This window comes from Thermosporothrix sp. COM3 (genome assembly GCF_059696735.1).
The window spans coordinates 1,815,175-1,834,943 of sequence record NZ_AP019376.1 but is presented as its reverse complement, the minus strand read 5'-3'; the positions used below and the strand labels follow the sequence as shown (position 1 = coordinate 1,834,943).

General features: G+C 52.7%; 21 protein-coding genes and 1 pseudogene. 7 read left to right on the top strand and 15 right to left on the bottom strand.

All coding sequences use genetic code 11. From position 1 onward, the window contains the following. Positions 1 to 7 precede the first annotated feature (7 nt). Together KTH_RS08065 and KTH_RS08060 are read right to left on the bottom strand one after the other, a co-directional pair. On the bottom strand, positions 8 to 937 hold the full coding sequence (locus tag KTH_RS08065) for a carbohydrate ABC transporter permease (protein WP_111323698.1): 930 nt from the start codon (positions 935 to 937) through the stop codon (positions 8 to 10). An 18-nt stretch (positions 938 to 955) separates the two neighbouring features. Beyond that, positions 956 to 2,263 (bottom strand): ABC transporter substrate-binding protein, encoded by a 1,308-nt coding sequence (locus KTH_RS08060; RefSeq protein WP_111323697.1) that lies wholly within the window; start codon positions 2,261 to 2,263, stop codon positions 956 to 958. Between the two features lie 564 nt (positions 2,264 to 2,827). Between KTH_RS08060 and KTH_RS08055 the strand changes: the two genes are divergently transcribed. Then, complete coding sequence (locus KTH_RS08055; RefSeq protein ID WP_111323696.1) at positions 2,828 to 4,030, top strand: carbohydrate-binding protein; 1,203 nt, start codon at positions 2,828 to 2,830, stop codon at positions 4,028 to 4,030. A gap of 33 nt (positions 4,031 to 4,063) precedes the next feature. On the opposite strand, the gene KTH_RS08050 is transcribed toward KTH_RS08055, so the two are convergent. The 5 genes from KTH_RS08050 to KTH_RS08030 form a co-directional block, all read right to left on the bottom strand. Continuing rightward, positions 4,064 to 4,942, bottom strand: a complete 879-nt coding sequence (locus KTH_RS08050) for an ABC transporter permease (RefSeq protein WP_497617706.1) — start codon at positions 4,940 to 4,942, stop codon at positions 4,064 to 4,066. Positions 4,943 to 5,074: 132 nt separating this feature from the next. Beyond that, positions 5,075 to 6,229 carry a DUF3182 family protein gene (locus KTH_RS08045; protein WP_111323694.1) on the bottom strand — a complete coding sequence of 385 codons (1,155 nt, stop codon included), beginning with the start codon at positions 6,227 to 6,229 and terminating at the stop codon, positions 5,075 to 5,077. 213 nt (positions 6,230 to 6,442) lie between these two features. Beyond that, positions 6,443 to 6,721, bottom strand: coding sequence for an HAD-IA family hydrolase (locus KTH_RS08040; RefSeq protein WP_111323693.1), 279 nt, complete (start codon positions 6,719 to 6,721; stop codon positions 6,443 to 6,445). Between the two features lies 1 nt (position 6,722). Then, the gene (locus KTH_RS08035; protein WP_137686419.1) at positions 6,723 to 6,971 is read right to left on the bottom strand and encodes a hypothetical protein; all 249 of its coding nucleotides are present in this window, start codon (positions 6,969 to 6,971) and stop codon (positions 6,723 to 6,725) included. Positions 6,972 to 7,055: 84 nt separating this feature from the next. Next, positions 7,056 to 7,484, bottom strand: a complete 429-nt coding sequence (locus KTH_RS08030) for an ester cyclase (protein ID WP_111323691.1) — start codon at positions 7,482 to 7,484, stop codon at positions 7,056 to 7,058. A gap of 393 nt (positions 7,485 to 7,877) precedes the next feature. On the opposite strand from KTH_RS08030, the gene KTH_RS08025 reads away from it, so the two are divergent. Next, a complete protein-coding gene (locus tag KTH_RS08025; protein WP_111323690.1) occupies positions 7,878 to 8,588 on the top strand; it encodes an N-acyl homoserine lactonase family protein in 711 nt (236 codons plus the stop codon). Positions 8,589 to 8,720: 132 nt separating this feature from the next. After that, entirely contained in the window at positions 8,721 to 8,918 is a 198-nt protein-coding gene (locus KTH_RS08020) for a hypothetical protein (RefSeq protein WP_111323689.1), read from the top strand. A 73-nt stretch (positions 8,919 to 8,991) separates the two neighbouring features. Here KTH_RS08020 and KTH_RS08015 read toward each other — a convergent pair whose 3' ends face one another. After that, entirely contained in the window at positions 8,992 to 9,258 is a 267-nt protein-coding gene (locus tag KTH_RS08015; protein ID WP_137686418.1) for a hypothetical protein, read from the bottom strand. A 201-nt stretch (positions 9,259 to 9,459) separates the two neighbouring features. On the opposite strand from KTH_RS08015, the gene KTH_RS08010 reads away from it, so the two are divergent. After that, the gene (locus KTH_RS08010; protein ID WP_111323688.1) at positions 9,460 to 9,684 is read left to right on the top strand and encodes a hypothetical protein; all 225 of its coding nucleotides are present in this window, start codon (positions 9,460 to 9,462) and stop codon (positions 9,682 to 9,684) included. Between the two features lie 145 nt (positions 9,685 to 9,829). Here KTH_RS08010 and egtD read toward each other — a convergent pair whose 3' ends face one another. Continuing rightward, positions 9,830 to 10,774, bottom strand: coding sequence for an L-histidine N(alpha)-methyltransferase (gene egtD / locus KTH_RS08005; RefSeq protein ID WP_170142676.1), 945 nt, complete (start codon positions 10,772 to 10,774; stop codon positions 9,830 to 9,832). Positions 10,775 to 10,802: 28 nt separating this feature from the next. Beyond that, a complete protein-coding gene (egtB, locus tag KTH_RS08000) occupies positions 10,803 to 12,083 on the bottom strand; it encodes an ergothioneine biosynthesis protein EgtB (protein ID WP_111323686.1) in 1,281 nt (426 codons plus the stop codon). Between the two features lie 540 nt (positions 12,084 to 12,623). Between egtB and KTH_RS07995 the strand changes: the two genes are divergently transcribed. Then, entirely contained in the window at positions 12,624 to 14,201 is a 1,578-nt protein-coding gene (locus KTH_RS07995; RefSeq protein ID WP_211326209.1) for a PEP/pyruvate-binding domain-containing protein, read from the top strand. Then, positions 14,149 to 15,285, top strand: coding sequence for a PEP-utilizing enzyme (locus KTH_RS07990; protein ID WP_211326208.1), 1,137 nt, complete (start codon positions 14,149 to 14,151; stop codon positions 15,283 to 15,285). The genes KTH_RS07995 and KTH_RS07990 overlap by 53 nt, the downstream gene beginning before the upstream one ends. Before the next feature lie 312 nt (positions 15,286 to 15,597). Here the strand turns inward: KTH_RS07990 and KTH_RS07985 are convergent, their stop codons facing one another. Together KTH_RS07985 and KTH_RS07980 are read right to left on the bottom strand one after the other, a co-directional pair. Further along, positions 15,598 to 16,110: a hypothetical protein gene (locus KTH_RS07985; RefSeq protein WP_111323683.1), complete on the bottom strand. Its 513-nt coding sequence runs from the start codon at positions 16,108 to 16,110 to the stop codon at positions 15,598 to 15,600. 15 nt (positions 16,111 to 16,125) lie between these two features. Continuing rightward, a complete protein-coding gene (locus KTH_RS07980; RefSeq protein WP_170142681.1) occupies positions 16,126 to 16,296 on the bottom strand; it encodes a hypothetical protein in 171 nt (56 codons plus the stop codon). A gap of 410 nt (positions 16,297 to 16,706) precedes the next feature. Here KTH_RS07980 and KTH_RS07975 point away from each other — a divergent pair. After that, positions 16,707 to 17,309 (top strand): annotated as a pseudogene (locus KTH_RS07975) (GH25 family lysozyme); the annotation flags it as partial. A gap of 150 nt (positions 17,310 to 17,459) precedes the next feature. On the opposite strand, the gene KTH_RS07970 reads toward KTH_RS07975, so the two are convergent. The 3 genes from KTH_RS07970 to KTH_RS07960 all read right to left on the bottom strand — a co-directional run bounded on the left by KTH_RS07970 (position 17,460) and on the right by KTH_RS07960 (position 19,768). Then, positions 17,460 to 17,996 (bottom strand): MOSC domain-containing protein, encoded by a 537-nt coding sequence (locus KTH_RS07970; RefSeq protein WP_111323680.1) that lies wholly within the window; start codon positions 17,994 to 17,996, stop codon positions 17,460 to 17,462. Between the two features lie 168 nt (positions 17,997 to 18,164). Then, a complete protein-coding gene (locus KTH_RS07965; protein ID WP_170142680.1) occupies positions 18,165 to 19,016 on the bottom strand; it encodes an isocitrate lyase/PEP mutase family protein in 852 nt (283 codons plus the stop codon). A 101-nt stretch (positions 19,017 to 19,117) separates the two neighbouring features. Further along, positions 19,118 to 19,768 (bottom strand): response regulator, encoded by a 651-nt coding sequence (locus tag KTH_RS07960; protein ID WP_111323678.1) that lies wholly within the window; start codon positions 19,766 to 19,768, stop codon positions 19,118 to 19,120. Position 19,769 lies beyond the last annotated feature (1 nt).

Genomic DNA, 19,769 nt, shown 5'->3' with positions numbered 1-19,769 from the left:
TCCTTCATTAGCCTCGCTGCAATAAGCGGATGTTCAGGATACTGAAGCCAAGCAGAATCAGCATGAGAATCGTTGCCCCCGCGCTCGCCATGCCGAAATTACCGTTCGCAAAGGCATCGTTGTAGATCTGCACCAGCATCACGTTCGTCTGATTGAGCGGGCCCCCCTTCGAGATGATATAGACCGCCTCAAAGATCTGAAAGCCACCAATCGTGCTGGTTACAAGCACAAAAGCGATCATGGGGCGCATCAAGGGAAGAGTGATATAGCGCAAAACGTTCCAGCCCGACGCGCCATCCACGCGAGCAGCCTCATAAAGCTCGACCGCGATCCCCTGCAAACCCGCCAGAAACAGGACGACCGGGTTGCCAAGCCCGCGCCAGATTGAAAAGACGATAATAAACACGCGCATAAAGGTCGCGTCCGTCGTCCAGACGAGCGGCGAGAGCCCGAGCGCTTTTGTCAGCTCAGTGAGCATTCCCCCGTATGGATCGATGAAGAGCGAGGCCACCTGCGACATGACCGCAGCCGAGGTGAGCGTGGGCACATACCAGAGCGAGCGATGCAGCCCCCGCGCCAGCACCTGCTGATTGAGCAACAGGGCCACCAGAAATGCAAGCGGCGTTTGAATTGCCAGAATCACCAGCGCAAACACGGCGGTATTCACCAGCATCAGCAGATAGGCAGGATCGGTAAAATATGCGATATAGTTCCGCAGGCCGACCCATTGTATCTCGCCAAACCCGCTCCACTCGGCAAAGCTGACAACCAGATTCAGAATGACCGGAATCACATTAAAGATGCAGTAGTAGACCAGCAGAGGGGTAAGGACAGCCCAGGCGAAGAGGCTCTGTCGGTGCCGCACGCGCCAGCTTGACCGGCGCGACGGCATCGTCGACGCATCCTCTTTCACCGAAGCCTTCGTTGGAACATCCATAAAACATCCTCCACAGCCCTATTGCACCGCCTGCTCCGCTGCTTTCTGCGCATCAGAGAGCAACTGAGGAACGGGGGCATCCGTTGTCAGCAGCTTCGTTAACATATCGTTGTAGGCGCTCCACACCTTCTGTGGATTCTTCGTCCATTGGGGCAGGGAATGCAGTTCACTGTTGAGCAGCGTATCAATAAATTGTTGCGTTGCGGGATCAACCTGCGAGCGCAATTTCTGGAGTGCCTTCTTGTTAGTCGGGAGCGTTTGTCGCTCTTCGTACGCCTTGAGCTGCGTATCATCCCGCGCGATAAAGCGCACAAACGCCTTTGCCAGATCCGGGTTTTTACTCTGTTTCAGAGCCGCATACTGCACATCAGCCACCAGCACGCTTGCATTCTTGCCTCCCTGAGGAATCGGTACCGGACTATAGCGACAATCGCCACAGCCGTTTGTTTTCGAGGCAGCAACATGCCAGCTCCCTCCGATCTGATAGGCGGTCTTGCCCTTATGAAGCTGCATGTAGAGCTGACCTTCATCGGAGTTAAAGGTCAGACCCGGCGGGGTTGTCTTGTTCAGTTTGCGAATGAACTCGTATACCGGAACCGCTTTCGGGTTGTCAAACCAGGGTTTGCTACAATCATCCTTGCATAGCGAGGCTCCAGCCTGTGCCAGATAGACTGAGAGGCGCAACACCGCCCCGATAGAGAAGCCAGCGGGCCCCTGTAACGTGTAGCCGTAATGGTTGGGCTGCTCTTTCTGCGTGATTGTTTGAGCCTGCTTCAGCAACTCATCCCACGTTTGAGGAGGCTTGTCACAATCGAAGCCAGCCTTTTTCACTACCTCACAGTTGCGTTCAAGTCCGAAAACGCCCGTATACGCCGAAAGCGTATAGATGTGCCCCTGATACATGCTTCCCTCATAGGTTGCAGGGACCACATCGTTCTTCAGGTCACCAAGCTCATTCTCAAGCGGAAGCAGCGCATTCAAGGCCGCAAACTGCCGAAAAAACGACTCACCAATCACCACATCAGGAGCAGTTCCACCGAGCAAGGCCGTGGTCAAATTCTGCCGAAGCTCTTCGTCCCATCCATGATCCTCCAGCTTTACCTTTACATTTGGATGCTCTTTCTGGAACTGGTCCACCAGATAGTGCGCATAGACTCCCTCCTGACCGGACTTGGCCAGCCGGTTCGCCTCAACCGTCCAGACAACCAGCGTGGTCGTACCATTTCCCGAAGACCCACAGGCGGCCAGTAAGGGAACAAGGACCAGAAAACAAATGAACAGCCCTGCAATTCTGAGATCGGGAGGAGCAAACGGCGCTTTCTTCATTGAAAAATCCTCCAGGAATGAAATAAGCCACAGGCTACAAATATCTATCTACAAAACGTTTCAGAGAAAAAGTCTGAACATTTGGGCCGTTCTTTTCTTCTATCAGTTCGCTTTTTTCCCCCAGAAAGTTGGATAAAATAAGTATATATGACATCTTAAAATAAAGTGAAAGCATATGTCAATTCGCAAATAACGAATCAAAAAATCAGCTCCCTGGATAGAAGAAGAGCTACTCTCAACTTATCCCCTCGAAAATCTATTCTACATCACTATTGTAACTCAAGTAGTCTGGAAGGAAAAGGCTTCTATACCATTCTTCCTATCATATATCACCAGAAAATAGATGTTTTGCTGCTTGCTTGGAAAATAGCTTCTCTCCTTCGCTTCCTCAGCTCAAACAGCAGGCTTCTTTAGAAGAGTGGTATAGATGTCTTGACAAATAGAGTTTTTCATTTTATAGTAACTTGTAATGAGCTCGTTTGCCCCTTTACCTCACTCATTCAACAGAAGCCAGTGTTGATTCTCGTTGCGCGAGGGATTGCGCAACAAAAGGAGCACAAGCAGATGAAACAACGGACGTTTCTTCTTCCAGGCATCTGCGCGGTCATGCTGATGATCGTGACTGTAAGCCTGGTTCTCTGGCAAAGCAAGGACGCGCATGCACAGGGCATTCCGGCCAGATACACGGCCCCCTATGCGGATGTCACGCTCTCGCCCCCGATTGCCGAAGCGATCCAGAATGGCGGCTCTCGCTTCTATACGCTTGCTTTCGTCATCGATGGAGGCAACTGTAAAGCCTCGTGGGCTGGCTTGCCACTCACCTACGAGCCGGTACAGTCGATTGTCTCTACGGTCCGAAATGCAGGAGGAGATGTTATCGCCTCTTTTGGAGGCGCAAGCGGCGTTGAACTGGCGCTCGTCTGTCCATCCGTGAGCGCGCTTCAGGCGCAGTATCAGGCCGTCATTGACCAGTATCACTTCACCCATCTCGACTTTGATATTGAGGGCGGCGCGCTCGGTTACGCTGATAAGAACGACCTGCGGAACAAAGCAATTGCCGCACTACAACGCGCCAATCCCGGCTTGAAGATCTCCTTCACCCTACCCGTCATGCCCTCCGGTCTGACGCAATACGGCCTTGATATGCTGAAGAATGCCGTGCAGAACGGTGTTGATATCAACATCGTAAACGTCATGGCGATGGACTACTACAACGGTACGACCGATATGGGGCAAGCTGCCATTGATGCCGCAAATAGCACCTATTCGCAGCTACAGAGCATTATTCCCGGGATGTCCTGGGCAAAAATTGGCGTCACTCCTATGATTGGCGTGAACGATGATCGCTCGGAGATTTTCACCACTCAGGACGCCCAGGAACTGGTCTCGTTCGCCCAACAGAAGCAGCTCGGCATGCTCTCCTTCTGGTCAATTGCCCGGGATCGAGCCTGCTCCAGCACGGGCCAGCTTTCGCCCACGTGTAGCGGCGTCCAGCAAAGCCCGTTCGCCTTCTCGCAGATCTTTGGAAGCTACGGCGGGGGCGGCGGCACACCGACCACACCCACACCGACCAAAACCACAACCCCAACACCCACCCAGACAGTGACGCCTACCAGCACGCCTCAAACAACCTGGCAGGCGGGAACCGCGTATAAAGTGGGTGATCGCGTCCTCTATAATGGCGTGACATACATCTGTCTTCAGGCTCACACCGCGTTGCCCGGTTGGGAGCCACCCAACGTCCCGGCGCTCTGGAAGCCCGCGTAAGCAAGCAGGAGAGTCAGGAATGTACTGGCTCTCCTATTCATGGACATCGCGTCTCGCCATCAGCACTGTCGCCACCACCAGGAAAACAACCGTGTAGACAGCGATAACGCCCAGCAAACCCGCAAACGGCAGATTCGCCTCCTGTGGACCAAAAGCAACCCGTATTTTGTCACCGATCAGCTTTTTGGGCAGAATATTGATTGCGGGCCCAAGAAGATATTGCTGCACATCCACAAAAAAGGCATTATGCGTGAAACTGGCCGCAAGCGAGAGAAACGAGGGGAGCATATTATCAACGGCAAACCAGCTAAAAGCAGCAGTCATGCCGAATGCCAGCGAACGACCAAGCACTGTCACCCCCATCGTCATGATAACCGTCACCACCTCGCTCATCACGAGCGTCAAAGCGTACAGACCCACATCGCTAAGAAGCCCGCTATCTACCGCCTTTAGTACATTTAGATTGCCCGTCACCAGCAGCGCCACCAGCAACGAACCAAGCGCGTGAGCCAGCAGGCCCCCTACCAGCACCACCAGCGCCACCAGCAGCAGCGCAATTCCCTTCGCATACAGTAGAGCAAGCTTGTTCACGCCCCGCCCGATCAGCACGCGAATCGTGCTGTGCTGGTACTCCATACCAATCAGGTAAGCAGTGGCGAACATCAGAAAGGCACCACCAAACATGCGCAACCCGATCAGAAAGCTCATTTGAAACTTCCAGAACAATGCTGCCTGATGTGCCGGATTTTCCGCTAGATCCGGAGAAGAGGAATAATTCATCAATGCAAGAAAGTTCATCCCGGCAATCGCAGCGAGCACGACAAGCGCCGCCACCCAGATCAGCGGTTGCTTATAGAGCTTCATCAGTTCCGCCTGCACCAGTCCCCAGAAACGTGGTGTCCTTCCTTCCATCGATACGTCTGCCTGCATATTGGACCTCCGACTTCGTTATCTTCTGGTCCAATATTACCCTCACGCTGTCGCATATCTATCGCGAAATGGTCGCAAAAGTATCGCAACAAGCAGCCGTATCGGGCTTTTCCACTAAAGAAGCAGGCGCTCAACCTTTGAATAAATCAACATATACTTCTCCGGGAGAAACGCTTCATCTTTGCCATGGAAATGGATGGTTGCTCCAGTGGGGATAACAGGCGGTTCCTCGTTCTCCTGGTAATAGGTATTATAGCCCGAAACCACAACTTTCCTCACATGTTGATGTTTTCTCAGCTCTGCAAGCGCCACCAGATCAGGCGCACCACCAGCTCTAAAAGATGGATCTGTCAGAATAGAGAACCACTGCCCGCTTTTCTCATCATACCCCTGCACGACATCAACGTTCATGCGTGAAACTACTATTTCTTCGTACAGGCTCAAGGCGCGATGAAACGCCGCGACCTGCTTGATGGCTTGCTGCAAGTACTCGTCAAAGGGCAGGAGTCGCGCCAGCTCCTCGTATTCACCACGAACCGCCACCAGATCGGTTCCACCATACTCGACTTCTTGTGTCTCTTTATCCTCTATCTGCCTCTGTTTCCCGTAATAACTAATTATATCACCATTTATACGACTCATTCCAACACACAACGTTCTGGCCTGCAACAAATTCCGCTCAAAAATGTAGCCATTACATGCCAGCTTCTCATCATCAAGCCGCGCAAGCAGCGCTTCCAGCTCAGCAAGTGAGCGTATCACTGTCTGTCCCCTGCCACTTGCACGCGTGGGATCTTTCGCTCGCACCGCGCCAGCCTCGGCCAGAAGCAACCGACCGGCCTCACGCGCATCTTCCTTACTGAAAGCCGCAAAACCTACCGGGACGGCCTCACGCCTGCTTTCAGCAAACTGATCAGACCAGCCCCGAGGCCGCTGTGCATGAGCAGAAACCAGCGGATGCATGATCACTTTTGTTGCAAGAAATGGCTCAGGAACCAGCCCACCATAAAAATCGTCGCTACTCCTGATACCCATGTCAGCAGCCGTCTTCAGCGACATCAGCAGGATATCATGCGGGAAAAAAAAGGGTGGTTCCGCTGCCGTGTGTTCCCCCTGATATTCACCCCCATACGTCCACTGATAGGCCTCTACCAGCCGCTGTATATAGCTCTCGTTCCTTTTAATCACATGATGATGAGACCGAGCACGCCGCGGTGTCGGCACGGTTACAGTATAGATACAGCGCGATCCATTTTTGCAAGAATTCATCCGGGCATCTCCACTCTTCTCTTGCTAAAGAACATGTTCTGCTTCTCTCTGCTGATTATAGTATACATGAAACGGCAATGTATTCTCTACTCTCCTTTTCCCCGGTTTTGCCCGGCTGGCTGCTAGCAACGCAGATCAGGACAAGGGCTTGAGGAAACGCTGTATTTCAGAAATACCTGAGCGGTTCTCGTCAAAATGAAGCACCAGAATTCCTCATCGTTGCGCGGCCAGTATGTTTTCAAGCCGATCATCAAGAAAAAGCGTCTCTTCAGGAGCCACTCCAAGCCGCGTTAAGGCCAGACGGTAGATGCGCTCATCCGGTTTGGCAAGCCCTTCCTCAGCAGAAAAGATCTGAAGATCAACAAAGCGATCCAGGTGGAACAGACGGTTGAAGTCGCTTCTCGCCTCCGACCAGGCATTGCTGAGCAAAGCCACTTTGTAGCGCGGACGCAGACTATGCAAAAACGTCGCCAGTTCGTGATGGAGGTGCAAATCATATCTCCTCTACAAATACTGTGAGATCAATCCCGACCCGGGCGCTCGCCTGCTGAACAAGCGCTTCCTGCGACACGCGACCAAAGATAGCCGCCTCATCCAGTTCTGTTGTGAAGAGCGCCCGCATGATCTCGCCCTCTTTCAGCCTGGCATGTTGCTCCCATTGGCGTCGCACGGCCTCCCACGCGGGTCGCTTGAGCAACAGGACCCCGGCAATATCACTGATGATCGTCGTGACAGGCATCACACTCACCTTCCTCTGCTTTGATACTACCTGAAAAACCTGCCGAAGTCCAGCGCTCTCGGGCCACAACAGGGCTTCCTACCGCAGCTAATCGACTTCAGGCCATTTCCAGCCCAGTTGGAAGAAGAGGCCGAGCCGATCACTTACCCCCCGTATTTCCGAGATTTTCCCATCCTTCAGCGTGAACAGCAACATGATTTCAACTGTAAAGCTGCGATATGTGGGCTCCGGCATGCGAGGATGAAACCCTGAATGTACCCCACGCTGGATAATCCGCGCAACTACCCGATCATTTTTCGCAATCAGCTCTTCCACGTCTATATGATAAGGATTGAAGGCGGCCAACTGCTGTCGTATCCCATCAAAGGCGGCTCCAGGCTCATCGGCTTCACCGAAAATGATCTTGTTATAGTCGATCACATCAGACGCAATATAATCTGTCAGACGATCAAGCTGACGATCATTGATAGCCTGAAACATGCCCATGACAACCTGTTCGTTTTGCCCGTAATTCATTATTCTACCCCTTTTTATTTTACGATGTAAGTTTATAAACAGAGTATAATCTTACGTTGTAAGTTTGTCAAGGGGTATATGAACGAATCGATGTACACAAAGCAGCAAACGACCTGGAGAAAATCTATCCGAACAATGAACTTACTATAGAATGAGGGGGCAGGCAACCTGACCCACTATCGACCATTCTTTATATCGGAGGCGCTAGAAATTTCTCTTATGAGAGAGGCTCATAGCAGGCGTACAGGCAGAACGCGCTTTCTTCTTTTTCTATACCCAACCATAGCAGAATTTCGTCTCGCTGTCTATAAAGCATCTCACAGCATTTCTGTCCTGCTTCAGGTATACTTTCTACAGTCTCACAGAGGAGAAAGATCAGAAAGGAAGACGAACATGAACACAACCGCAATTCAGCGTCTCTATCTCTTGCAGGTTGTCACCGGCTCCCACTTCTCGGGTATTGCAAACGCCGTCTGCTATCTGCTCGAAACCATAGATGGCAAGCGCATTCTGATTGACAGCGGGCTTCCTCCCGAGTATTTGCAACATATGCCGGTCGAGGAAGAGAGAAATGTACTGCTCCAATTAGCCGATTTAGGTATACAGCCCGAAGACATCGACATACTTATCTGTACGCATTTTGATGTAGATCATGCAGGCTACCATGATGCTTTTACCCGGGCAGAATGTATCGTCCAGCGCAAGCACTACGAGCAGGCGAAAAGCGGCCACGAGCGCTACGCCCCGGCCCGCGCGCACTGGGATCATCCAGCGCTGCGCTATCGGCTCATTGATGGCGATACAGAACTGCTCCCCGGTTTGACGCTGCTTGAAACCAGCGGACACGCCTACGGGCATCAATCAGTACTTGTACGTCTGCCACAAACGGGCCCCGTCCTGCTTACTATTGATGCCGTCTCATTACAGCGCCTGTTTGTTCCCGACCGGCCTAAGTGGCCTCTTGACGACAACGAAGACCAGTTGCGAGCCAGTACGCAAAAACTCCTTGATTTGGTGGAGCGTGAACAGGTACGACTGGTTATTTTTGGGCATGACGGGCAACAGTGGAAGTCTCTCAAGAAGGCACCGGACTCCTATAACTGAGAGCCTCCCTGAGACCCAGAAACGAGAAAGCAGAATCCCTATTTTCATGAGAAAAACGGTATTGCCCCCGTGACAAAAGGTACCTCATGCGCTACAATGGATATCATAAGGAACAGACTAGAGGAAACAATCATGAAGCAGAAAAGATATCCAAGTTGGATCGTGGAGCGTACTCGCTACTGGCAGCCGACCGGTAGGCAGCGGGTTCACGCGCTCCTGCGCAGCAATCCAAAACTGACCCTGGAGGACGTACGTACCCTTCTGGGGCCTCGCGCACGAGGTTCTGTCCGAACATGGTATCATACCTTCTTCGGCACGCCCGCACAATAAAGCGGGCAAAGCAGGGATGAGAAGCGGCATTTTGTCGTTCACAATCGGCATGTCGGGTATTTTTCCACCTCTTTCACGACAGGCCGCTTCTCTCGTGCGCTTCAACAGGAACAGGCGAACGCGCTATTCGCCTGAGCGGATCCGTATTGTTCTGATTCGGGCTTCTGTTGCATATGATTTCCAGCATCTCAAGCTGTGGATGTGCTGGTTGAGTCAGAACAGCCTGCGTTGCCCGTCCAGCAAGCACAGCGGCACCTGCTTGTTCCCGGATACTGCACTCGCTCTCGACCGGCCTGTATATTGCTCTAGCACCATCATCGGCGCTTCTTTCATTTTTCATTCCTCCTATGATTCAAATCCAATATCTACCACCACTATAGAGCGCTCCCCTGGATGCTTGTATCAGCCAATTAGCATTTTCTGGTCTTTTGGACAGGTGAAGGTATTCGCACCTCTCAAGCTTATGGTTTATACTATAAGGTGCAGAGAAAAAGGGAGAATCGGGAATTTCTATCAGCATTGTGGAGGATAGAGTAACGGAATGCGTCTGGTTTCAGAAGGGCAGCGAATCATTGCCCGCTTTACTGTGCCCTGGGAAATCGCCTTTCTGGCGGAACAGGGGAATGTCTGGATCGGGCTCCACAGGCCTGGTGAGAAGGATCCACTGGGAGCAATTCATGCGCAAACGCACGAAGTGCGCCTCTGGCAAAACACCATAGAGCGACAAGTTGTCGTGCTTGGTGCGCCGCTTTCCCTTCCTGACTGAAAAGGGGAGCAAGCGGCCAATCAGCATCATTGACCTCTTTCACTGCACACCCCCTGTTTCGGGTCGGGCGCATTTTACGAGGAATACACACGCCTTTCGCCCACCGAAAAGAAGCCGGGCAAGCAGAAGCTCCCCGGCCTGCTTGCTAGACGGCTTCAAGAAATTGAATACTGAACCACTCCTGCGGGTCTGTCCAGACCTGCCTGACCCTGAAACCCGCTGACTCGGCCAGCAGAGCGAACTCTTCAAGGGTATACTTGTATGAGTTCTCGGTCCAGATGCTTTCACCACGCTTGAACTCAATGTCCACATCGCCGATACGCACTATCTGATTTTGCAGGCTTACAAGGTGCATTTCGATTCGCCCTTCTCCAGGATTATAGAATGAATAATGGGCAAAACGATCAAGCTGGAAATTTGCATTCAATTCCCGATTCATACGCACCAGCAAATGGCGATTAAAACGCGCCGTGATCTGCTGTCGATCGTTATATGCGGCATGCAACAGGTTGAAATCCTTCTTTAGATCAACCCCGATCAGCAGGCCACCACCCCGGCAGGCCCGAGCGACGTGGCTCAGGAAGTGCCGCGCGGGCTCCGGGTCAAAGTTGCCGATGGTGGAACCGGGAAAATAGGCAACACGACGAGCAACCGGCTTTTGTGGTGTCGGGATCTCAAACTCGCTGGTATAATCGGCGCATACCGGCAGTACCTCCAATTGGGGGTAAGCCGCCACCAGAGCCATTCCAGCCCGCAACAGGAAGACACGCGAGATGTCAATCGGCACATAGCCTGCCGGATCGTGCAGTGCTTCAAGCAACATACGCGTCTTCATACTATTACCGCTTCCATATTCGATCAGCAGGGCTTGCGGACCGATAAGCTCAACCATCTCAGGAAGTTTTTCCTGCATAATCGACATCTCAGTACGTGTGAGGTAATATTCCTCCTGCTCGCAGATTTGCTCGAACAGGCGCGATCCCTCCTCGTCATACAGGTACTTGCTTGGTAGCTCTTTTGGTGACTTCTGAAGCCCCTGCAAGACCTCTTCACGAAAGGTCTGAAGGCGCGGCTCGAAGTCATAGAGCACCAATGAGCCTCTTCTATGTACAGAAATGTTACACCTCCCGTGCGAGTCGAATACCCATAAATTGCCATTGTGCGTTTGCCGGGAAGAAGTTGCGATAGGTCGGGCGGATATGTGAGAGCGAGGTTGCGCAAGAACCGCCGCGCAGCACATATTGATTGCACATAAACTTTCCGTTATACTCTCCGACCGCTCCTGCCGAGGGCCGATAGCCCGGATACGGCGAATAGGAGCTCTGGGTCCACTCCCATACATCCCCATACATCTGCGTCAGCGTGCCTGCTTGCGGTGCGCTCGCCAGCGGAGTCGGATGGAAATGCCCCTGCTCCACAAAATTGCCAGTAACAGGAACGGTACGCGCCGCGACTTCCCATTCAGCCTCGGTCGGGAGCCGTGCGCCCGCCCAACGAGCGTAGGCGTCGGCCTCGAAGTAACTCACATGGCACACGGGTTCAGCCGGATCAACCGCGCGCAGCCCCGAGAGCGTCAGCGCCCACCATTGGCCGTCGCGTTTCTCCCAGTAGAACGGAGCCTGCCATTCCTCTTGCTGCACGGTTGCCCACCCTTCAGAGAGCCAGAGGAGCGGGTTTTCATAGCCACCATCTTCCATAAAAGCCAGATACTCCCCGTTCGTTACCAGACGTGAGGCCAGTTGAAACGCCTGCACATACTGCTTGTGGCGTGGTCCCTCGTTGTCATACGCAAAGCCGTTGCCCTCGTGGCCAATCTCATACACCCCTTCCGGAAACGAGACCCATGCCAGCGATGGAACCTCTGTCACGCCTGGCCTCTTGTATTCGGTGTAGGCGGGGTACAGCGGATTCGAGGCAAACACATGCTTGATATCAGTGAGCATCAATTCCTGATGCTGCTGCTCATGGTTCAGGCCAAGCTGGATCAGCGGTGCAAGCTCGGCCATTTGTGCCTCATCAAGCTGCTGAAGATAAGCCAGCACATGTTCATCTACATAACGCCGATACTCGTAGGTCTCCTTGACCGTCGGGCGCGAGATCAGGCCTCGTTTTGGCCGACAATGGCGCTGCCCGAGCGAGTTGTAATAGGAGTTAAAAAGGTAGGCATATTGGGGATGAAGCGAGCGGTAATTCGCCTGTCGGCTTGCGAGCAAAAACGTTTCCCAGAACCAGGTGACATGAGCAAGATGCCACTTCGTCGGGCTCACATCTGGCATTGACTGAATCACATAATCTTCGGTCTCAAGCGGCTCACAAAGGGACTCAGTGAAGCGACGCACTCGCTGATACTGGTCGATCAGGCTGCGCGGCTCAATGAGCTCCTGCTTGAAAGAAGTCATGTTGTTCCTCCTGGCACGCTTTCTTGCTTGCGTGAAATCACATGAAAGCGATGCCTCTTCTACTGGATAGAAACTGATGCTACGACAAACGCTCAAAATGATGTCTTTATCTCTCCCATCCGCCCAGGAGCATTTCTGAGCACAAAGGCACCATGTTTCATTGCTCAATCACACACCTATCAACATTTATACCATAAAGAGGCGCGTTTTGTCTATTTCCACAGAATAAATGTTCTTTTTCATCTTTTTATCCATCATAACTATATAGCAGCCCCAGAAAAAAGAGGATAGCTCGCGCTGCCGCTCCCCTTCTTGCTCACCCAATGGAGCATTTACATGCTGATCGAGCGGCTCAAGCGGAAACAATAAAATACATTTCGCGATACATAGTAGATATAGAACATATTTTTCGAGCGTAGGGCATCATTGCACCTATCCGAAAGGGTAGACGTACAGCGCATTCTCGTTGTATACTATAATTATTAATTAATCAGTCAATTATATTAAGAGAGAAAAAACCGAACCTTCAAAGGAGCCACGATGACCAATTCGCTACTTCTTCCTTTTACAGCCAGTTCCTCTATTGAGCGTACTGGCGGGAAAGCCTATAATCTAAGCGAGCTCACGCGGGCGGGGTTTCCGGTTCCTCCCGGCTTCACCATCACAACCGATGCCTACCTGCTGATAACGCAACAGCTCGACCTTGCGCCGCTGCTGGACGAGCTTGAGCAGACAAAAGAGCCCGAGCGCCTGGCCGAACTTGCCGCTCGCATGCGGGCACGGATTCATGAGGCTCCGATCCCGAAAGAGCTGGAGCAGACCATCATACAGGCATATCGACAGCTTGGCCCCTCGCAGCCGGTGGCGGTGCGCTCCTCTGCAACCTCCGAAGACCTGCCGTTTGCCAGCTTTGCCGGTCAGCAGGATACCTACCTGAACATCGTCGGCGAAGCTGCTGTGCTGGATGCCGTACGGCGTTGTTGGGCTTCCCTCTGGACTGAGCGAGCGGTCAGCTACCGAGCAAAAAATGGCATTGATCCGCATACGGTGCGGCTTGCCGTCGTGGTGCAACGGTTAATTGATTCTCGGGTCGCAGGCGTGCTCTTCACCGCCAACCCGCTGACCGGGAAACGTCGACAGGCCGTCATTGACGCCAGCCCTGGCCTGGGCGAAGCTGTGGTATCAGGCGCGGTCAACCCCGATCATTTCGTCGTCGATACCCTTGCAGGGCGGATTCTTGAGCGCCATATTGGCGAGAAGCAGCTACAGATCCGCGCCACAGCAGGTGGCGGCACGGAACGCGTCGCGCTATCTTCAGCGAATGAGGCCTGCGTGAGCGATGAACAGATCAGAGAGCTGGCGCGGCTCGGGCAGCGCGTCGAACAGCATTACGGAGCACCGCAGGACATCGAATGGTCTATCGACGTGCAGGGAAAGCTCTGGCTGCTTCAGGCACGACCGATTACCACGCTCTATCCTCTGCCCGCCGATGCACCGGACAGCGACGACAAGCTACGCGTGTACTTTTCGCTCAACGTTGTACAGGGCGTATTTCGGCCCTTTACGCCCCTGGGAAGCTCGCTTCTGAAGCGGGTAGGCACAGCGATTGCGACCTTTCTCGGCATGCCGCCAGCCACACCCGAGCCCACGTTTCTCAAAGATGCTGGAATGCGCCTCTTTCTGGATATGACAACGCCGCTCAGGAACGTGGTTGCCCGTCAACTCCTGATCGCGTTGATGGGCAGCGCAGAAAGCCGAACGCAACCCATCTTCAAGCAGCTCGTGCAGGACAAGCGGCTCTCACTCACGCGCACCTCACGCGGCGCCTCGCTGCTCTTCACGCTTCGTATCCTGTTACGACTTCGTCTCCCGTCTCGCATCCTGCGGGGAATGTTGCGACCAGAGCAGGCCGTACAGATGCGTGCCACCCTGCTCGCAGAGCTTGAACGCACGCTTCAGGTACCCGCTTCATGCGACCGCAGCCCAACGGCTCGCCAGCATAGAGGCCTGCTTCGCCAGAACGCCCCAATACATCGAGCGCATCATTCCATTTCTCGGCGCGGGTATGCTCTCAATGCTGCTGACAAACAAACTGCTGAAAGGGCTTGCCACCGCTGACGAGCTGCAACAGGTCATGCGCAGCTTGCCTCTCAACGTCACGACCGAGATGGACCTGACCCTCTGGACGCTGGCACAGAAGTTCGCCCGGGACAATGAGATACGTCAACTGCTCCTGCATGAGAGCTCCGCCCGGCTGGCCCAACGCTATCATGAAGGGACACTTCCGCACCTCGTACAAAGCGAGCTTCAGACCTTCCTTCACCAGTACGGACAACGTGGCATCGCTGAGATCGATGCCGGCCTGCCGCGCTGGTCCGAAAAGCCTGAACCCATTTTTGATATTCTGGCAAACTTTCTCGGACACACACAACCGGAACAGGCCCCCGATATCCAGTTCAAGCGAGGCACCAGAGAAGCCGAAGAGAAGATCAGAACGCTGATCCGTCGCGCCCGCCATAAGAGCTGGCTGAGAGGAAAGGCCGTCGCTTTTGCCCTCCACCGCATGCGTCTGCTACTTGGCTTGCGCGAGTTGCCAAAATTCACTATCGTCTCGCTGCTGGCCTTTGCACGCGCTCAACTCTGGCCTATTGGTAGGGAGCTTGCAGCCATACATCACCTGGAAACCCCCGAAGACATCTTCTTCCTGACGCTTCCAGAGGTGCATGAGGCCCTTGCAGGAAAGGACTTTCGCGAGCAAGTCCGCGAACGGCGGGCAACCTATGCGTTCGAGCTGCGCCGGAAACATGTTCCACGCGTTCTACTCTCGGATGGCACCGAGCCAGAGGCACGATCCATCCCGCCTGATGCTCAAGGAACGATCACGCTTCACGGCATCGCGGCTTCGCCCGGCCACCTTACCGGCACAGCACGTGTGATCCTGGACCCGACCAACGCCCGCCTTGAGCAGGGTGAGATCCTTGTAGCTCCCTCAACCGATCCCGGCTGGACACCGCTGTTTCTCACGGCGGGTGCGCTGGTCATGGAAATGGGCGGTCCAATGTCACACGGAGCTGTCGTAGCCCGCGAGTACGGCATTCCGGCAGTTGTCGGCGTTCCCGGTGCAACCGAGACCATCGCCACCGGCCAGACGATCACCGTCGATGGCTTTACAGGCACTGTAAGCATCACCCCTGAAAGCTAGACGACAGGCGATCCCGATACATCCTATTCAGTTTTCGAGGTCTCCCGAGCGGCTGGTATGCAGGGTCAATCGGCCTGCATCCAGCGCTCGATAGATTTATAACAATGTAGCTATCTTTCTTCCCTTCCTATCTCAACTCCCTGTCAACTGTGTTCAAAAGCGTCGAAATCGCTTGTTCTGAGAGCGGCTGCCCCTGTTGATAATCCAGCAGAGAAATGGGCGTAATTCTCGCCGTACTGAAGATTATTTCATGCGTTTCATTAGGTTCGATAGAAATCGCATAAAAAGGTTTTGTATAAGTACCAAGAAATTTCATAGCCGTGCATAACTGTTTAATCCCATCCAGCTTTTACCATTTTTGTCTGATTTTGCCTCAATAATACCGAACTGATTCTGAAAGCAGATCGCAATATCAATATCAAGTTGCCCGTTCAATCCTTTGACTCCCAGCATGACTTCATACCCGTGAGCCCGCAGCGCTTCAGCAAGTACACCCTCAAAATGAGCGCCATCTTTCTTCGGGTCAGGACCACATTCCTCCCATTTGCCGGGACCCAGGTAGAGGTTAAACACATCCTCCAGATGAAGATAGCTTCCCTCCAGTGGCTGCTTGTGCGAGATCAGCCTGTGATCCTCCCACGTATGATAATAAAAGTTATATTGTTTCCCCTCGCTTTCAAGATAGACCATCGGCGATCGATACTTTTCCGCAAGCAGTGTCGCGGCCAGCGCCATAATCTTTGTACCACCAGTCGCGTTAAACAGAAATTCATGCTCATCAAATGGGCTCAATGCATGAGCGATATCTTGAATAATCGTTTCCACGTTATAAGCATCAGTCTACAAGCCAAGAACTTTTGTCTCCATTTCAAGTGTCGACTTCAGATTGTGATACTGCTTCTCTGTCCTATCCGAATAGACAAGGAGAAGCTGATCAGGGCGATATACCTTCACCGGAAAAAAGTTCGGGAGCGTCTGTCCACCAACCAGAGCAATCATCGTCACAGCCATAAGAGTGGGTCCATCCTTTCCAGGTACTTGAAGTCACAGCATCAGGAGACCAGCAAACAGGGTACACACGTTGGGATGATATTTTTATGCATGCCTATACATCGGCAAAGACAGTATAACATAGCTCAGTCTGAAAGAACATCAAATTTATAAAACAGGGAAAAAAGTTCTATTTGATGATATTGGCTAAGCTTGGCTTAACAATTGTGGAAATAGAAAGCAAGCAACAAGCCAGAAAAGCATCATTCCTCGATTGTTTGTTGAACATCATTCCCTCGATAGTCCTCTTTATGATATTGTTGAGTAATACAAAAGTTTCTTTTTATGAAAGAGGGTATATAGAAAGCGCATATTCAACGACATGGAAATAGCTTACAGCATATGGTGGAACCGAAAGAGAGGATCTATTTTTGAGCAAAAAATCAAGGCTTCAAAAGCTCGCGAAGAAGTGGAAACTGATTACACTTTTTCTCGTTCTGGCGCTACTGGCGGCGCTGCTCACTACCGTATTTACCGAAAAATTCTGGCCGAACACCCTGTTCGCTTCAGCATATCCGGTTCAGGGGCTCGACGTTTCAAGCTATCAAAAAGAGGTCGATTGGAAGACAGTCGCTCAAAGCAATGCCTACTCGTTTGTCTTTATTAAAGCCACCGAAGGAAAAAATTATAAGGATGCCTACTTCGCAACAAACTGGCGTGAAACGAAGGCTCACGGCCTGCTCCGAGGTGCGTATCACTTCTATCGGGAGAATCGAACCGCAGCCGAGCAAGCCGCAAACTTTATCAGTATGGTTCCTCGGGAAAAGGGGATGTTGCCCCCGGTCATCGACCTCGAAGTATCGGGGCAGGATCATGATGCGCCCCTGCTCGAGCTTCGACTATTACTGCATTTGCTAGAAGAGCACTACCAGATCAAGCCAATCATCTACACTGATGCCGAGCGGTACAGGGAGTATGTCAGGGGTAATTTTGATGAGTACACCATCTGGTATCGTGATATATTTCTACCTGTTCAGATTACGGGTGCTCGCTGGTCATTCTGGCAATATTGTAGCCGTTGTCATATCGCTGATATCGTGGGGTCGTGTCGATCTGAACACCTTTGCCGGAACAAAAGAGCAGCTTCACAGGTTGACCCTCTGAGCTGCTCCCAACTCCCTTACCTAGTTGTTTGCTGCTTCTTGAGCCGTCAGAACGCGCACCGCATCACCAGGACGAACCCACCCGCTTCGCAGAATGCGCGCCAGGACGCCTGCATTGAAGCGGGTGCGCCCCTCATCCTTCCGCACAACAGCCTGCAATAGACGCGGATCGATCCCATTCAACTGATGGCAGGGATTGCGCACTTCAGTAATCTCAATCAGCGCCTCACCGATCTCAAGCTGCGTTCCGACGGGGAGCTGCATCACGGCAATCTGATCTAGCGTGAGATTCTCACCCATCATGCCCGGCGCAAGCCGGATATCCTGGCTCGCAAGATCATCAAGAATCGAGGTATCGGTCAGCAAGACTTGACGTTGATTCGGCCGCGTGGGGAACTTTCGGGCAAGGAAGCGGTGACGCACAAAGCGACCGGCATGATAATCGCCCTCGACACCCCACCCTTCTAGCAGATGAATAGACTCTACAACTGGCTTCGGAAGCCCGGGCTGAGGATTACGGCAAACGGCAACAACAGTCCCACGGTTATTTGCAGGCATGGTAGTTCTTGTCCTTTCTGAGTATATGTCAAAAACACGTCATGCCTACTTCCTGGTAGACCCCCGTTGCCACACCTTTGGAGCTGGTTAGTATAGTGTAGCATATTCCGAGCATTCCATCAACACTGCTTACAGGCGCATTCAGCAATATCCAGCATTTTTGGCTTCTCATACATCTTTTGGATACGGGAGTTTCTTGAACTGTTCATTGGGCAACATATGCAGGCTCATTTGCTCGTATGTTCCCTGCTGAATCAATTCCTCGGATACCCGGGCAAGCGACCCAAGTGCAACCTTCATCAACTCACCACCAAAGCTCACCCGTGCGACTCCCATCGCTTCCAGAGCGGATAGCGAAGGCATTCCCGGGCTGGCAAGAATATTCACTGGAAATGGACAATCCTTCACAATATGGGCTATTTCGCCAGGATCCCTCATTAAAATGGGGTAGACGCTATCCGCACCGGCTTCATAATAGAGCCGCGCCCGCCGCACTGTCTCCTCAAAGCGCTCTTCACCTGTCATTGTGCCAGACACGTATGTATCAACTCGTGCGTTGATGACAAGATGTAGCCCGAGAGAACGACCAAGCTCACGAATCGCCCGAATACGCTCCTGCTGTACCTGCGGATCCACCAGCCCCACTGCTAAGCGCTTGCTGGAATCCTCAAAATTGATACCTACAGCGCCTGCCTGTACGATAGCCTGTACTGTTTGCAGGATCTCATCCAGAGAATCACCATACCCGGCTTCAATATCGACTGTCAGCGGACAGGAGAGCACTCGCGTTATGCGCTCAACCGTCTCGCAGAGCAGCTCGCGCGGTATATGCTCTCCATCCGCATAGCCGTAGGCCGCCGCTACCCCTGAACTGGTCGTCGCAACCGCTCGGAAGCCCTTCTGCTCAAACAGCCGGGCACTTGCCACATCCCAGGCATTCGGCAGGACCAGCAATGGCGGCTCCACATGCCACCGCCGAAACTGCTCTGCTCGTTCTTTCTGCTCATGAGAAACTAGCATATACATCTCCCCTTCTTCATAATGATGAGAAGAGCGTACCAGAAAAGAATGAGCGTTCACAAGAGCCAATAACACGTATTCCATAGAGGCCATTTCGCCTTTTATAGCTCCATCAAGCCCTGTCGCCATGCCAGAACCGCCGCCTGCGTACGATCTTCGATATGCAGCTTATTCAGAATATTGCTGACATGTCCTTTCACCGTTTTTTCGCTTATCACCAGTTTTTCCGCAATTGCTGTGTTAGAAAACCCCTCCGCGATCAGGCGTAACACATCAAGCTCACGCTCGGTCAGATCAACAAAGACAGGCGGCACGGCACGCCGAGCCTCGCGAACCTCTTGAATCACGCGGTTCGCCACCTGAGAATGCAGCACTGATTCCCCATGTGCAGCCTTGCGAATGATCTCCGCAAGCTCGGTCGAGCGAATATCTTTCAGCGTGTAGGATGTCGCACCGGCCCGCAATGCAGGAAAAATATCCTCATCATCGTGGTACGAGGTCAGGACAACGACGTTCGTACTGGGACTGATCCGCTTTATCTGCCTGGTTGCTTCAATGCCGTTCATCCCTGGCAGCATCAGATCCATCAGCACAACGTCCGGCACGATATCCTGAACCAGCCGGATAGCCTCTTCGCCGGTCGACGCCTCACCCACAATATGGAGATCCTTCTGTACCTCAAGAAAAGCCCGAACGCCCTGCCGCACAACGCTATGATCATCGACCAGCAGCACCGTAATACGATTCGTCATT